Below are 15,044 nucleotides of genomic sequence, written 5' to 3'. Positions count from 1 at the left end.
ATTTATCATTGAAATTCAATAGACTAAGACTTAGATGAACCAAACCAGTATAACGGCCATTTTTGTTGTGAATCGCTGTTATTCAATAACGCACCAATACCGACCAAAGCGATGCTGCCGATTAATACTGGAGTAAATAAGAACGTCCAATCCACATGCGCAGTACCTGCTAAAGCTATCACAATAGGATTAGCGCCAGCAGGTGGGTGAACCGCTCGAAAGTATTGCATTAGCATGATGGATGAGCCGACGGCGATTGCCATGGTTAAATAGGAATCCCCAAAGCCATATAACGCGATTAGACCAACAGCAGCCGAAATAAAGTGGCCCGCAATGACGTTTCTAGGTTGAGCTAATGGCGATGTAGGCACCGCAAACAGCAGTACGCACGTCGCACCAAATGGAGCCATTAACCACGGGAACCCAGAGCTTTCTGCTAATAGGCACAAGGTTAAGATGCCCAGCGTACCGCCAATAAAACCTTTAATAAGCTGGCTAATGCTTGCTTTCGGAGGAAGGGCTCCACCACCAGATAGTTTACCGATCATAATCATTTCCTCTTGTTATCTCTTTTTATTGCAAGTGTACAGGTCTGTACTGTTTGATTTGAATGATACAGATCTGTACACTTCTTGCAACGAGAAAGTGAGCTCAGCTATTTCAGAGCGATTTTAAGGTTGATTAACGATGAGTAAAAAAGATCTGATTTTGGATGTAGCGGAGTCGCTATTTAATCAGTATGGCTATACCGCTGTTGGGGTAGATATGATTCGTGATGAGGCGGCGGTTTCCAAAACCTCCATGTACCGCCATTTTGGATCGAAGACCAAGCTGATTGAAGCCGTGTTGGAAAGGCGTCACCAGCGTTTCGAGTCGAGTTTAGAAGCGGCGCTATCATCAACTTCTGGGATACAAAAACAACTCGATGCGCTGTTAGATTGGCATCTTGCGTGGTTTGAACAACCTGACTTCAAAGGCTGCATGTTCATGCACGCCTTGGCGGAATTCAAAGAGTCCGAAGATGACATTGCGATGCTCTCGCGACAGCACAAGGCTTGGCTCAAGAGTACTATTTACAAAGTAGTCAGTGGTGGCGAAGAGGTAGACGTTGCAACATTAGAATTACGCAGTGAACCAGTCATGACCTTCATTGAAGGACTTATCGTGAGAAGTGAGTTTGGTGAGTTAGACGCGAGTGTGCATTCAAATAAAGAAGCTTGTCGAAAAGCACTGTATGCATTGGCAGCTTTAGACTTAACTTAGAATTAACTGATGAGGGTAGGTTGTGCCTACCCTCGCTGCACCGTTTCAGCAGCGTCGTGTTGGGTAATCAACTTCATTAAAGTGACTGATAGTTCTTGATGTAATCAAGTGTACGATCAGCGTATGTATGTGAACCCAACATCTCAGACAAACCACGAAGTGTCTTGTAAGGTTGAGATACCGCAACCATATTAATTAACCAAGATGGAATAGACCCTCCTGGGTCACTCAATACTTGATAAGAAATATGAGTTGTATTGTTGTTCAGGGGTGTGAGAACCCATCGTGATTCTAAATGAGCCACTCTGACCACACTTTTATCTTTATTTGGAAGGTAATTAGGCCTACCGTTTTGGTTAATTATGACGATTAATGTGTCGGGATCTTGCTCGATAAAGTTCTCGACAATGGCTTCGCGATCCGAGACGGGCCAAGGCGCTTTTGTATAAGTTTTAGTGACAGTGTGTACTTCACTAAAGTGGTCTATCTCTTCCATTTCATCAATGTTCTCTACCCATTGACTGCCTACTGAAGTATCAGTAAACAAAGCGATGATTGAAGTTAGATTGGCTTTGATATCAGCTTCTGCACGAAACTCCTTAAAGTCGTTACCTTCAATTTTTCGATTGTAGACTTCGATGCCTTGCTTATTACGTACGAGCTTCCACTCATTGCCATCCAACGCTAACACTGAAAAAGACGTCGCAACCATAATGAAAGTTAGAATCTTACTGATCACGACAGTGCTCGTCCTTTCCAAGAGATTTTATTGTTCTTTGATAAGCGATAACTGTTGAGAATCAACAAGCTTTGCAACGAAATCCCCAAAGGCACGGTTAGCGCATAACGAGCTGGTATAAAGAGCTCTTTGACCAAAATAAGATAAGTGACAATGGAAGCGAACAACATCAGAGCATTGATCGCTAAGGAATAGGCGTTGAATGATGAAGGGTCGCCGATGAAATAGTGAGTTGATACAAGCAGCATCACCGGGGCAGCCCATGCAATGATATTCGTTTTGATGAATGCACCGAGTACTTGGAATCTTGATTGGCAATTTACAATAAGATTCATGTTTTTGGAGAAACCCGCCCAAATCGAACCAAAGTCGGAATACATATGAGTACTCATGAGTTCGTCCGCAAAAGCCCAAAATGCTTTTAAACCGCATATCTTCATGAGCTTTGCAAAAGCGATGTCTTCGGATATCTCGCTGGCTACCGCAGTATGTCCACCTACCGCATCGTATGACTTTCGTGTAAAAAGCATGGCTTGGCCGTTAGCAATGGCGTCTGCTTTTGAATTGTCGTTTGCGTTCTTGAAGTTCATGTAAGACGCGATTGAAAGAAATATGCCGGGTAAGGTGATTTTCTCAACGGTTGATGTGAATGCTTGCCTAGGGTTGAACGACAGCAAATCCGTTTTGTGTCTTGAGGCGAAATTGATAACGCTCTGTAGCATCAAGGGTTCAGACTTTGTATCAGCATCGATGAAATACAAATACTCACCCGTTGCCTGCTGTGAGCCCACCATGCAAGCGTTGCTTTTCCCTAGCCAATTGGGTGGTAACTTCCTTCCCGATATGCAGCGAACGTTAACACTCGATGCGTCGATTAGCGTATCAACAATAGCCCTTGTCGAATCAGTAGAAAAATCATCAACCACGATGATTTCAAACCTGTCTTTTGGGTAGTTTTGCTTCATTAGCGAACTGAGGCTGGTCTCAATATTATCTTCTTCATTTCTCGCAGGGATAATAATGGACACGGTTGGCCACTTGGTTCGGTTCAACGAAATTTTAGGCGTAATGTGAACGCGATGGCGCGCTAAATTGGCAAGTGTGATTAAAAACTTGATGGTAACGATGCAAAACAAAGTCGAAGTGATAGCTAGAATCATGATTACAGTGGTCAACAAATAAAGTGATAGAGATCTAAGGAGCGTATAGCCTGGAGGGGTTTCGTTCACCTCTGGTATGTAGGACTCAATCATTCAAAGTGACATTTCGGTTAGCTCAGTTTTGCGTTTGAATCACATTTGAAGCGATTTATTAGAGCTCAGAAATAAGCATTGCATTCACTGGCTACTCTAGCGATATAATCGAACGTAGAACCGTTACGAAAGATAACAAAAAATCATAATTTACACTTTAATTTTTACTAATAGGTAAGCCCTGAAATGCCACAACAGAACATCAAATTTATCGCTGCTGATATGGACGGCACTCTGCTTAATGAACACGGAAAGTTAGACCCAGAATTTTTCAACCTTTACGAGCGCTTAGAAGCTCAAGACATTATTTTTGCTGCGGCATCGGGTCGTCAGTACTACAGCTTGATGGAAACCTTTGCCCCGCTAAAAGATCGCATGATGTTCGTTGCTGAAAACGGCACATTGGTGATGCATAAAGGCCAAGAGCTTTACAGCTGCTTACTTGATACTGATGCCATCAAAGAGATCATTAAAGAAGCTCGCGCGATTGAAGGTGCTCATGTGGTGCTATGTGGTAAGAAGTCTGCATACATCGAAACCAAAGATGAGCGTGCTCTAGCGGAGATCTCTAAGTACTACCACCGCCGTGAGCAAGTAGAAGATTTACTGGCGGTAGAAGACGATTTCATCAAGGTGGCTATCTGCCACTTCGACGGTTCACAAGAGAAAGTGAACCCAACTATTGATGCCAAATTCGGTGAGAACTACCAAGTGGTTGTGAGTGCGAAAATTTGGCTAGATGTGATGAACGCTGAAGCGTCAAAAGGTGCGGCGATTAAACATCTACAAAACACATTAGGTTTCACTTACGAGCAGACCATGAGCTTTGGTGATTACCTCAATGACTTGGAAATGCTTAAAGAGAGCTTCCACTCTTACGCGATGGAAAACGCACATCCAAAGCTGAAAGAGATCGCTCGTTTTGGCGCGCCAAGTAACGTGGATGCAGGTGTATTCCAAGTGCTTGAGAAGCTGCTAGCGTAACGCTCTTAAGCTCCAACAGATTTTTATGAAAGCCAACTCGTGAACATGAGTTGGCTTTTTTGTTGGCTACAGATCCAGTTAGTTAAATTTGAACGATTGTTCAGGTTGTTGTAGTCTGAAGATAAATTGGATGCCTGCTTATACAGCGGACATGCCTTATCAATGATCATTTGGAATGACGATGAGCAAGAAACTTCAACTCGATATTATTTCTGACGTAATGTGCCCGTGGTGCGTGGTCGGTTACAAAAACTTAGAGCAAGCTATTGCTGAGCTTGGCTTAGCAGAGCAAATTGAACTTGAATGGCAGCCGTTTGAGCTCAATCCTGATATGCCGCAAGAGGGTGAAAACCTGCGCGATCACATCATGAGAAAATACGGCTCTAGTGCGGAAGAGAGCCAAAGTTCGCGTGAGCAACTTGCGGCGCGTGGCAAATCGGTTGGTTTCGATTTCAATTTCTATGACAGCATGAGAATGGTCAATTCACGTCATCTACATGTACTTCTCGATTTTGCACTAGCGCACGGTAAACAGACTGAGTTAAAGCTACGCTTCTTTACCGCTCACTTCACAGAGCAAAAAGATCTGTCTGATCTTGAGGTCATCGCACAAGAACTTGAAGCGGTTGGGCTAGATTCAACGAATGCATTGAAACGCCTAAAGAACACCGACAACTTGAAGAAAATTGAGGCGCAAGAGTTTGAATGGCAACGCATGGGGATCTCAGCTGTTCCTACTGTGGTGTTCAATCGTAAGAGTGCAGTAACGGGCGCGCAGACGATAGAAACATATAAGCAGATTCTTCAAGAGCTTATTGCTGAATCATAAACGGATCATTGGTATCAATTAGAGTCTGAATTACATGGAATCATTGTCACTCGCCCAAGCGCAAAAAATGGTATTGCTTTCGCAAAAATTGCCACCTAAGAATCTACCCCCAAAGAAGCAACGTAATAGTGGCGCTTTGGCGAACACGTTGTCTGCGATTGAAAACCTTGGCTATGTGCAAATTGATACCATTTCTGTGATTCAGCGAGCACACCATCATACGTTGTGGAATCGCAATCAAGACTACAAGCTTGATCATCTCGACAAGCTGCTAGAGCGTCGAGAAGTGTTTGAGTATTGGTCGCACGCCGCCGCGTATTTACCCATGCGTGACTACCGTTTCAGCCTGCATCGAAAGAACGGGTTTACGAGCGGTAAGCTTAAACATTGGTATAAAAAGGATGACGCACTGATGGCTCATGTTCTCAAACGTATTGAGAATGAAGGGCCGTTGATGGCGAAAGACTTTGAAGGGGATAGGCCAAACCCCGGCGGGTGGGGCGCTAAACCGGCCAAGCAAGCATTAGAAACCTTGTTCATGCAAGGCGACTTAATGGTGCCAAGCCGAGTGAACTTCCATAAGGTGTATGACCTAACCGAGCGAGTTTTGCCAAGCGGAATTGATACCTCTGAGCCGACTGAAAAAGAGTACATCGAGCATTTGATAACACGTTATTTAGAGGCTAACGGAGTTGGAATAGCGTCGGAAATGAGTTACCTGCTTAAGAACACTAAGCCTCTGATTCAGAAAACACTCCAACAGATGCTTGAAGATAAGCAGGTGCTGAAAGTGGAGATTCAAGGTTGTGATTATTATGTCCTGCCTGATGCGTTTGATCTGCTGAATCAACCCCTTTCCAGAACCAAGCTAAAGATACTGTCTCCGTTTGATAACCTGTTGATTCAACGAAAGCGAATGCAATCATTGTTCAACTTTGACTACCTCCTTGAGTGCTATGTGCCAGAGGCCAAGCGTCAGTTTGGTTACTTTAGTTTGCCGATTCTATGGCAAGGTAAGCTGGTGGCGCGAATGGATTGTAAGGTCGATAGGAAGACCCGTTTACTCAATATTCGTAACTTGGTTGTTGAAGACAAAGTTAAAAGTCATGAGTCATTGATTCACGCTTTGTGCGAAGAACTTAAACACTTCATGGTGTTCAACCAATGTGATGAGATGACCGTCCATAACACCACACCTTCTGATCTTGGCAAACGCTTGATGAGCCATTGGCAAACAGTCTAGCGGTCTTTGTTGTTTAGAAAGCGCTTAGTTACTCAGAAAGAGCGGCTAATAAAAACTCGACAAAAGTTCGGTTCTTTAAGGAAAGTTGCTTAGTTTTGTAGAGCAAGTGAATCGGCTTTGGTAACGGCGCCATGCCGGGCAAGATCTCCAATAGCGCGCCACGGTCAATCTCTTCTGCGACCAAGATAGTCGGCTGCAACAACACGCCCACACCTTGTAGAGCGGCGTATCGCAACACATCACCATTATTCGACATCAAGCGCACACGCTCTTTATTCGGTGTGGCGTGAGGGGCTTGGCTGCTGTAACTGAACCCAAGTGATGGATGCTGCGCCAAGTCTTCTAATACTCTGATTTCAGCATGTTGGTTAAGGTAATCGGGCGCCGCGCAATAACACATCTTATAGTCCCCTAAATACCTTGCGACCAAGCTTGAATCGGACAGGTCGCCAATTCGCACAATCAGGTCAATGTCGGATGAATAAGGGTCGACAAGGTCATTATTCAACATCAGCTCAACGTTGATGGTTGGGTGATGTGCGAGAAATTTGGCCACGATAGGGGCGAGCACCTTGTTGCCGTAGGTGACGGGGCAGTTAATTTTTACTGTGCCTTGCGGTTGATTTTCCAAGGTTTGAATGAGGTTTTCAGCATTGCTGATGTCTTCGAGAATTCGCTTACATTCTCGGTAATAAAGCTGCCCTGAATCGGTTAACGATTGCTTACGCGTGGTGCGGTGGATCAGCTGAGAGTTCAAACTGGTTTCTAAGGAATGGACATGCTTACTGATCATGGTCGCCGACAAGTTGAAGTGGTTTGCGGCGCTACGAAAGCTGCCTTGTTCCACTACGTAGACGAAGACTTTCATGCTGGTTAACTTATCCATTGAACACTCTTGGTTGATAAACAATAAACAAAAGGTGAGTTTATCAATTATTAGGGGTTAATTATATTAATGGCAAACCGATAATTAACTAAAATAAGAGCGTGAAATGCCTCAAACGAATGAAACCATCTTTGTTACTGCCGAACTTAAGATCAAAACCAACATAGAGCGAGCTGCTGCGATCGAAGCTATCGAACAGTTTTGTTTAGACATGCAAAGCGAACCGGGCTGCCTACAAGCGATTGCAACCTATGATCAAAACCAAAGCGATCGTGTGATCTTGCTTGAGCAATACGCTAACCGTGAAGCGATCAATCATCACTTTGTGATGTCTCATACCCAAGCGTTTATTGAGCGTGACATTACGGGATTAGTGCAAGCATTCGAAACGCAACGTGGACCTATCAAAGCACAAGAGCAGGAGATCTAAGACATGAAATGGGGAATCCTAGGAACCAGCTTTATCTCAGGCGTAATGGCGGATGCGATCAAAGGCGATGCTCAAAGCGAGCTGTATGCCGTTGCTGGTCGTACTGAAAAAACACTTAACGAGTTTGCTGCCCAATACCAACCAACACGAACCTTCAACAGCTATGACGCCTTGATTGAAGATGAGTCAGTCGACATCATCTACATTGCTCTGCCAAACCATGTTCATCATGAGTATGTGATTAAAGCGGCTCAAAAAGGCAAAGCGATCTTGTGTGAAAAGTCTCTGTCGGTTGATATGGAAAAAACCGAGCAAGCTTTGCAAGCGGTGAAAGAAGCGGACGTATTCTTTGCTGAAGGTCTGATGTACTTAAACCATCCACTCATCGCCAAGCTTCATCAAGAACTAGCAACCGGTGAGATTGGCGAAGTGCGATCAATTCAAGGTTCATACGTTGCGGCGATTGATCAGTTCGTTAATCCTGCAAGTAAAGGCGCGTTGTACAACCTGGGTTGTTACCCAATGTCTTTGATTCACTCTGTCGCACAACAACAGTTTGGTGAGAGTGTGTTTGATGATGTGCAGATCTCAGCAATCGGCCGACGAGGCGAAGATGGCAATATCTGTGAGTCGTCGGCGATGATGCGTTTCAACGGCAGTTTTACCGCGCAAATCCACACTGCTGAAGATCACGGCTTAAAGCATGGTTTTACGATCCTAGGTAGCAAAGGCTGTATCACGCTAGATACTAATCCATGGCTACCGACGGCAGAAAACACGTTTACCGTAGAGATCTATGAGACGTCGATACGTGAAGTGAAAGTCGAAGCGCAAGGCGATGGTTTCCATTATCAAGTGCGCAATATCCGCCAAGCGGTTGAGCAAGGTGACACACAACTTGCTGCACCGATGGCGACTCAGCAAGACTCTCGCGTAATCATGAAGTTACTGACTGATTGGGAACAAGCGGCGAGCTAACATCGTCGTAAATTCTATATTCGCCTCATGTATGATTGCCTCGTAAGCGATCAAACATGAGGCGTTTCCTCTATATCTTCTAGTCGACTCTCCCAATAAATACTTTGCATTTGAAACCGCCACAGTGTCCAATATCAGGTAGTACAAAACTGACCGAAAAACCTTATTTTTTAAGGTGTTAAATAGGACCTTTGCCGCATGCGTAAATCAGATAAGAAAATCGAGAATCAAATCAGAGACGTGTTAACTGACGTTTGTGAAGACACGCTGAAAGGCTTCAACGGTTTTTTGTGGGTGACTCACTCGGTCAACTTCTCTTCATTCCCGCAAAGTTTGAAAATCGTCTGCGTATTCGATACCAACCAAGATAGAACGAACTTCTTAAATGGCGAAGGTCAACAGAGTGTCTCTGGCGCTATCCAACAAGCGTTCAATCAGGTTGGTATTCAACTGAAGAACATCGATAAGCACGTTAGCTTCGATACACAAGAAAATTGTGACCGTGACCATCAAGGGAAGTGGAACAAAAGGCTTTAATAAGCGGTAGCGTTAGGTGTAAAGCGATCTAAAGAGACGAAAGCCTACGCGAAGTAGGCTTTGTTATTGTATTTACTCTTGTTACTTAATTGCAGTACAGAAGCTGACGTCTGAATGCTGAGTTTGCGGATCGTAGCTGTGGTAGAGCTCAAAACAAGGTCGGTCTTCGGTTTCAATGCCGGATTCAATGACGTTACTCATTAAATCATCCCATGCTTTTGCATATTGACCGACTTCGGTGATCGTTTGTCTCATCACCGCATATTGCCCACCGGGAAAATCTTTTAATTCGATCCCACTTGGCACTTCAGTGTCGTCTGAAACCATCAAGCAGATGTCTGTTCGGCACTTATCTGTCGGAGTGATTTCTGGATTGTCATGATAGATAAAGATGCAACTATTACTCGCTAGTCCTTTCATTTCTGCCCATTGATAAAGACGACCGCTTGGCTCTTCATAGCCTTGTCCATAGGGGCCTGTCACTCGTACATACGCCAGTTTTGATGCTTCAAATTGTTGCGTTTTCATTGTCATACTCCATGTTGAAAGTTCGGAGTTAGTATATGAATTGCCGTCAGTTGCATCGTTTCCATTCTTGCGCAATGAGTGTCCAATCTTGCTATTTCGAGTTAGCTCGCTGAACGCTTGGTAATCTTCGCAATCGCGAAATGCACTCGGTGTTACACCGAAATGTTGTTTGAATGCCTTGGCAAAGCTCTGAGACGATGAAAAGCCATAATCCAATGCGACGTTAATAATAGGTTGTTTGGATTTGAAGAGATCATTGGCTGCCGCTTCGAGTCTCAATCGTCTGATGAAATCAGCAAGTGTCTCACCCTGAACAGCCTTAAAAGTACGATGAAAATGGTAGGGTGAAAAGTTGGCTAACGCCGCGACTTCTGGCAGGTTCAATGGCTCGTTAAAGCGTTTTTCTAGATAACGGATAACGGGAATCAGCCGTTTGTGATAGTCAACTTTCATTGCTTTGCTCGCCTGTCTTGGCTTGATTATTGGTATTAGACAGTGAGCCTAACCTATTCAAATTGAGTTTCAATATTCACAGTGTAAAGGTGAGATTGGGTACCGGAAATCACAGTATGTTTATGAGGGGACCAGATCGTTTAGGTGTTCTACAGAAGAAAAAGAAAACTGGTTGGGTAGATAGCCGAGCCATTAAAGGCTCGCACATCCAATTATTTGATGACTATTATGCCGGAGCGTTAATTACTTCAATACCTTTGTCATTTAACTCTTCAATTACGCTGCTTGGGAGATTGGTATCGGTAATGACACCATCAAGTGACTCCATATCAAGTGCGTGAAAGCTTGCTACTCGACCATATTTGGTGGAATCCGAGATCAAGTAATTGGTTTGGGCTGATTTTACAATCGCCTTTTTCACTAATACTTTATTTTCGTTTGGTGTCGATAAGCCTTTTAAGCTCCAAGAAGAAGAAGAAATAAACGCAATATCAATATTCATCCCTGCCAAGAACTCAGCTACTTTGCCCCCAATACTCGATTGGTTCTCTCGATCGACTTTACCACCTGTATGATAAATCTCGCATGGTGAGTGGTTCATTAAATAAGCCGCGATTGAGAAGTCATTGGTGATGATTAACAGATCTTCACGTGTTGCTAACTGATGGGCGATTTCCAATGAAGTCGTTCCAGCATCTAAATAGACAGTGGCATCTTTTTCGATAAGTTGGGCAGCAAGCTTACCAATTTGGACCTTTTCGTTTGCTTGCTGTTCTACTTTAGCATCATGAGACAGCTCGCGATGCAAGGCTTGAGCTAATTGGACCCCTCCAGATACTGAAACGACTTTTCCAGAAGCTTCCAGCTTTACTATGTCTCGACGAATGGTCATGTGTGACACGTCGAGCTGTTCGACTAACTCAGAAATACTAATCACTTCTTGGTGTGATAACAGTGACAAAATGGTTCTCTGACGCTCTGCTGGAATCATGGTTTTCTTCTATGTTCTTGTTTTTCATCATCCTAACAACCTTTACCTTGTTTGTGAAGATCTGTGAACTTATGTCCCTTTTTGAACTTTAAAGTGTGATAGCTGCCTTTTACGTGAATTTGTGCTGCCTCTAAAGGGCTAAATTGAGTTCGCGTGTTAAGTTTTGTTAAAAATGTGACTTATCACTAAGTCATCGGTAGGTGCTTCACATATAATCACAAACATAAACAAGAATTAACAAAATTAAAATGTACGAAATTACCAAGAAGGCATTGATATTATGAGTGAAGTTCAATCTGTCGGAGTGATCGGTTTAGGTTCAATGGGAATGGGCGCAGCGAAATCGTGTGTACGTGCTGGCCTTGATGTCTATGGTTTTGACCTAAATGCTCAAGCACTAGAAGAACTGGGTTCGTTTGGTGCAAAAGCGGTATCGACGAATGCTGTCGAGTTTGCAGATCAACTTGATTCGGTATTGGTGTTGGTTGTGAACGCACAACAAGTGAACACAGTTTTGTTTAAGACTGGCCTTGCTGCGGCACTAAAGCCAAATACTCCAGTGATGGTGTCCGCAACGATCTCTGCTGAAGATGCAAAACAAATTGAAGCCCAGCTCGCTGAGCATAAGCTTGTAATGCTTGATGCTCCGGTATCTGGCGGTGCGGTGAAAGCGGAAGCTGGTGAGATGACGATCATGGCATCGGGTGCTCAAGGCACATTCGACACGCTTGCTCCTGTTCTTAATGCAACAGCTGCTAAGGTTTACAATATCGGCGAAGCGATTGGACTTGGCGCGACTGTGAAGATTATTCACCAGTTACTTGCAGGTGTTCACATTGCTGCAGGCGCGGAAGCGATGGCATTAGCGGCACGCGCAAACATCCCTCTAGATCTGATGTACGACGTAGTAACCAATGCGGCGGGCAATTCTTGGATGTTCGAGAACCGCATGAAGCACGTTGTTGATGGTGACTACTCTCCAAAATCTATGGTCGATATCTTTGTTAAGGATTTGAACTTAGTCGCGGATACCGCTCAAGACCTGAAATTCCCACTTCCACTATCGAGTGCAGCACTGAATATGTTCGTGAGTGCGAGTAATGCTGGCTTTGGCCAAGAAGACGACAGCGCTGTGATAAAAGTATTCCAAGGTATTGATCTGCCGGGTGTAACCCCGTCAAAGGTGGAGAAGTAATTATGTTATTAGGTGTAATTGCGGACGACTTCACTGGTGCAACAGACATTGCAGGTTTCTTGGTTGAAAACGGTATGCGCACTGTTCAACTGAATGGGATTCCAACGGGAGAGTTTGACGCATCAGCAGATGCTGTGGTTATCAGCCTTAAATCTCGCTCTTGCCCAGTTGACGAAGCGGTGACGGATTCGGTTACTGCGCTTAAATGGCTTCAATCTCAAGGTTGCCAACAGTTTTACTTTAAATACTGCTCAACGTTCGACAGTACCGCTGAGGGCAATATTGGCCCTGTAACTGATGCGCTTTTGACTGAGCTTGGAGAATCTTTCACTATCGTTTGCCCTGCATTGCCAGTAAATGGTCGCACGGTTTACAACGGCCACTTGTTTGTTTTTGGTGAGCTATTAAGTGATTCAGGTATGCGTAATCACCCTGTTACACCAATGACGGATTCAAGTGTGGTTCGAATGATGGATGCACAATCAGAGGGTGTTTCTGGCTTGGTTAACTTCCAAACCATTGAACAGGGCTCTGATGCAGTCACCTCTCGTTTTAACGAACTCCAAGCTCAAGGCTGTCGCTACGCCGTGGTAGACGCATTCAATGCGCAGCACCTAGTCACGTTAGGACAGGCTGCTAAATCATTAAAGCTAATTACTGGTGGTTCAGGTTTAGCTGCGGGTATCGCTAAAAATTGGACAGAACATCTAGCTGACCAAAGTGATGCAAAACATGCAGGCAGCCCAGTAAAAGGACCAACCGTTGTGTTCTCTGGTTCTTGTTCTGTGATGACTAACCAACAAGTTGCGGTATACAAGCAGCTTGCTCCTCACTTTGCTATCGATGTGAAGGTTTGCTTAACCAATGATCAATACGCCAATGAAGTGTTCGATTGGGTAATGACCAACAGCCAAGGAGATTTTGCTCCTTTGGTTTATGCAACGGCAGACGCTGCTGAGCTTAAAGCTATTCAAGAAGAATACGGTGCACACGCTTCAAGCCATGCCGTTGAACAATTTTTTAGTCAACTCGCTATCAAACTACAACAACATGGCGTGAAAAACTTCATCGTTGCTGGTGGTGAAACATCAGGCGTCGTGACGCAAAGCCTAGCTGTGAAAGGTTTTCATATTGGCCCTCAAATCGCACCAGGTGTGCCTTGGGTTAAATCGGTTGAAGGTAAGCTTTCTCTGGCTCTTAAGTCAGGCAATTTTGGTGACGAAAACTTCTTTGCTAAAGCACAGTCATTTTTTCTATAGGTGGTGATTCGATGAGTAATGATTTAATGAACGAACAGCCACTCTTGAGCGAACAGCAGTTGCGCGAACAAATGGTCACGCTCGCTCGTTCAATGTTCGAACGAGGTTACGCCACAGGTGGCGCAGGTAACCTATCTATCAAATTGCCAAATGGACATTTTCTAGCAACACCAACAGGTTCTTCATTTGGTCGTCTTGTAGCTGAGGAATTGTCGGTTGTCGATATCGATGGCAACCATATATCAGGTAAGAAGCCATCAAAAGAAGCCGCGTTCCACTTAGCGATTTATAGAAACAATGCAGAGTGCAATGCGATTGTGCACCTGCACTCTACATACCTAACTGCACTGTCTTGCCTTGAAGGGCTAGATCGTAACAACGCGATTAAGGCTTTCACACCGTATTTCGTGATGAGAATTGGTGAGTTACCAGTGATTCCTTACCTACGCCCCGGTGACCCACAAATCGCTGAAGAATTGGCAAAGCGAGCGGGCGACTACCGAGCATTTTTGTTGGCGAATCACGGCCCAGTAGTAACAGGCACTGACTTTGTTGATGCCGTTGATAACGCTGAAGAGCTAGAAGAGACCGCCAAATTAGCATTCTTATTGAAAGGAAATGATATCCGTTATCTAACGGACGAAGAAGTGATGGATTTAAAAGGGAGAGGCAAATAATGGCTAAGTTCGCAGCAAACTTAACGATGTTATTCACAGAAGTACCATTTCTAGATCGTTTTGATAAGGCACACAAAGCCGGTTTCAAAGCAGTTGAATACCTATTCCCTTATGCATTTGAGGTCGAAGAGCTTGCAGAAAAAATGCAGGAATTTGGTTTTGAACAAGCACTTTTTAATATGCCTCCAGGCGATTGGGACGCAGGCGAACGTGGCTTTGCAGCGATTCCTGGCCGTGAAGATGAGTTTAAAGCCAGTGTTGATACCGCACTTATGTACGCTAAAGCGCTGAACTGCAAAAAAGTCCATGCGATGTCGGGTCTACATGATGCGAACTTCACGAGACAACAACACGTTGAAACCTTCATCTCGAATATTCGTTTTGCCGCAGATAAGTTTGCTGAGCAAGGCATTGAATTGATGATTGAACCGCTGAATAGCCGTGATGTTCCTAATTACTTCGTGGCTCACCAACGTGATGCTGTCGAACTTATTAAGCTGGTCGATAGGTCAAATGTGAAACTGCAACTCGACCTGTACCACGCGCAAATCATGGATGGCGACTTAAGTACTTTGATTCGCGAAGTTGCTGCTTATACCGGCCATATTCAAATCGCTTCTGTACCAGAAAGGCACGAACCATCGGAAGGCGAGCTGAATTATCCACATTTATTTAATGTTCTAGATGATTCAGGTTACCAAGGATGGATTGGTTGTGAATACAACCCCAAAAATACAACTGAAGCTGGTTTGGAATGGGTTAAACCGTATTTATAGACGCAGCCAGCACGAGCCTTTAA

General features: G+C 44.3%; 17 protein-coding genes. 11 read left to right on the top strand and 6 right to left on the bottom strand.

Features of this window, described 5'->3' with window-relative positions; all coding sequences use genetic code 11:
• Positions 1-23: 23 nt before the first annotated feature.
• On the bottom strand, positions 24-548 hold the full coding sequence (locus NX845_RS18070; RefSeq protein WP_065682634.1) for an HPP family protein: 525 nt from the start codon (positions 546-548) through the stop codon (positions 24-26).
• Positions 549-687: 139 nt separating this feature from the next.
• Between NX845_RS18070 and NX845_RS18065 the strand changes: the two genes are divergently transcribed.
• A complete protein-coding gene (locus tag NX845_RS18065; protein ID WP_065682614.1) occupies positions 688-1,263 on the top strand; it encodes a TetR/AcrR family transcriptional regulator in 576 nt (191 codons plus the stop codon).
• 76 nt (positions 1,264-1,339) lie between these two features.
• On the opposite strand, the gene NX845_RS18060 is transcribed toward NX845_RS18065, so the two are convergent.
• Both NX845_RS18060 and NX845_RS18055 read right to left on the bottom strand, forming a co-directional pair.
• Positions 1,340-2,002 carry an START domain-containing protein gene (locus tag NX845_RS18060; RefSeq protein ID WP_065682615.1) on the bottom strand — a complete coding sequence of 221 codons (663 nt, stop codon included), beginning with the start codon at positions 2,000-2,002 and terminating at the stop codon, positions 1,340-1,342.
• Entirely contained in the window at positions 1,999-3,162 is a 1,164-nt protein-coding gene (locus tag NX845_RS18055) for a glycosyltransferase family 2 protein (protein ID WP_065682616.1), read from the bottom strand. Before NX845_RS18055 ends, NX845_RS18060 begins: the two co-directional genes overlap by 4 nt.
• A gap of 279 nt (positions 3,163-3,441) precedes the next feature.
• Here NX845_RS18055 and NX845_RS18050 point away from each other — a divergent pair, with 279 nt between their 5' ends.
• From NX845_RS18050 to NX845_RS18040, 3 genes are all read left to right on the top strand, one after another.
• Positions 3,442-4,239 carry a Cof-type HAD-IIB family hydrolase gene (locus NX845_RS18050; protein ID WP_065682617.1) on the top strand — a complete coding sequence of 266 codons (798 nt, stop codon included), beginning with the start codon at positions 3,442-3,444 and terminating at the stop codon, positions 4,237-4,239.
• Positions 4,240-4,420: 181 nt separating this feature from the next.
• Positions 4,421-5,068, top strand: coding sequence for a DsbA family oxidoreductase (locus tag NX845_RS18045; RefSeq protein ID WP_065682618.1), 648 nt, complete (start codon positions 4,421-4,423; stop codon positions 5,066-5,068).
• Between the two features lie 34 nt (positions 5,069-5,102).
• Positions 5,103-6,311: a winged helix-turn-helix domain-containing protein gene (locus tag NX845_RS18040; protein WP_065682619.1), complete on the top strand. Its 1,209-nt coding sequence runs from the start codon at positions 5,103-5,105 to the stop codon at positions 6,309-6,311.
• 28 nt (positions 6,312-6,339) lie between these two features.
• Here NX845_RS18040 and NX845_RS18035 read toward each other — a convergent pair whose 3' ends face one another.
• On the bottom strand, positions 6,340-7,197 hold the full coding sequence (locus tag NX845_RS18035) for a LysR substrate-binding domain-containing protein (RefSeq protein WP_065682620.1): 858 nt from the start codon (positions 7,195-7,197) through the stop codon (positions 6,340-6,342).
• A gap of 106 nt (positions 7,198-7,303) precedes the next feature.
• Between NX845_RS18035 and NX845_RS18030 the strand changes: the two genes are divergently transcribed.
• From NX845_RS18030 to NX845_RS18020, 3 genes are all read left to right on the top strand, one after another.
• Complete coding sequence (locus NX845_RS18030) at positions 7,304-7,627, top strand: putative quinol monooxygenase (RefSeq protein ID WP_260257038.1); 324 nt, start codon at positions 7,304-7,306, stop codon at positions 7,625-7,627.
• 3 nt (positions 7,628-7,630) lie between these two features.
• The gene (locus tag NX845_RS18025) at positions 7,631-8,605 is read left to right on the top strand and encodes a Gfo/Idh/MocA family protein (protein ID WP_065682621.1); all 975 of its coding nucleotides are present in this window, start codon (positions 7,631-7,633) and stop codon (positions 8,603-8,605) included.
• Between the two features lie 198 nt (positions 8,606-8,803).
• Positions 8,804-9,142: a Fis family transcriptional regulator gene (locus NX845_RS18020; protein WP_065682622.1), complete on the top strand. Its 339-nt coding sequence runs from the start codon at positions 8,804-8,806 to the stop codon at positions 9,140-9,142.
• An 81-nt stretch (positions 9,143-9,223) separates the two neighbouring features.
• Here NX845_RS18020 and NX845_RS18015 read toward each other — a convergent pair whose 3' ends face one another.
• Both NX845_RS18015 and NX845_RS18010 read right to left on the bottom strand, forming a co-directional pair.
• Positions 9,224-10,123, bottom strand: coding sequence for a GyrI-like domain-containing protein (locus NX845_RS18015; protein ID WP_065682623.1), 900 nt, complete (start codon positions 10,121-10,123; stop codon positions 9,224-9,226).
• Between the two features lie 226 nt (positions 10,124-10,349).
• Positions 10,350-11,114 (bottom strand): DeoR/GlpR family DNA-binding transcription regulator, encoded by a 765-nt coding sequence (locus NX845_RS18010; protein WP_004732187.1) that lies wholly within the window; start codon positions 11,112-11,114, stop codon positions 10,350-10,352.
• Between the two features lie 280 nt (positions 11,115-11,394).
• Here NX845_RS18010 and ltnD point away from each other — a divergent pair, with 280 nt between their 5' ends.
• The 4 genes from ltnD to otnI are packed head-to-tail and all read left to right on the top strand — an operon-like array spanning position 11,395 to position 15,021.
• Entirely contained in the window at positions 11,395-12,309 is a 915-nt protein-coding gene (gene ltnD / locus NX845_RS18005) for an L-threonate dehydrogenase (RefSeq protein ID WP_065682624.1), read from the top strand.
• 2 nt (positions 12,310-12,311) lie between these two features.
• The gene (gene otnK / locus NX845_RS18000; protein WP_065682625.1) at positions 12,312-13,568 is read left to right on the top strand and encodes a 3-oxo-tetronate kinase; all 1,257 of its coding nucleotides are present in this window, start codon (positions 12,312-12,314) and stop codon (positions 13,566-13,568) included.
• Between the two features lie 11 nt (positions 13,569-13,579).
• The gene (locus NX845_RS17995; RefSeq protein ID WP_370736682.1) at positions 13,580-14,245 is read left to right on the top strand and encodes an aldolase; all 666 of its coding nucleotides are present in this window, start codon (positions 13,580-13,582) and stop codon (positions 14,243-14,245) included.
• Positions 14,245-15,021: a 2-oxo-tetronate isomerase gene (gene otnI, locus NX845_RS17990; RefSeq protein WP_065682626.1), complete on the top strand. Its 777-nt coding sequence runs from the start codon at positions 14,245-14,247 to the stop codon at positions 15,019-15,021. Before NX845_RS17995 ends, otnI begins: the two co-directional genes overlap by 1 nt.
• The last annotated feature ends 23 nt before the right edge of the window (positions 15,022-15,044 follow it).

Source organism: Vibrio sp. NC2 (assembly GCF_025195005.1).
Classification (GTDB): Bacteria; Pseudomonadota; Gammaproteobacteria; order Enterobacterales; family Vibrionaceae; genus Vibrio; species Vibrio splendidus.
The sequence above is the reverse complement of the archived record's forward strand: the minus strand, read 5'-3'. Positions and strand labels throughout refer to the sequence as shown.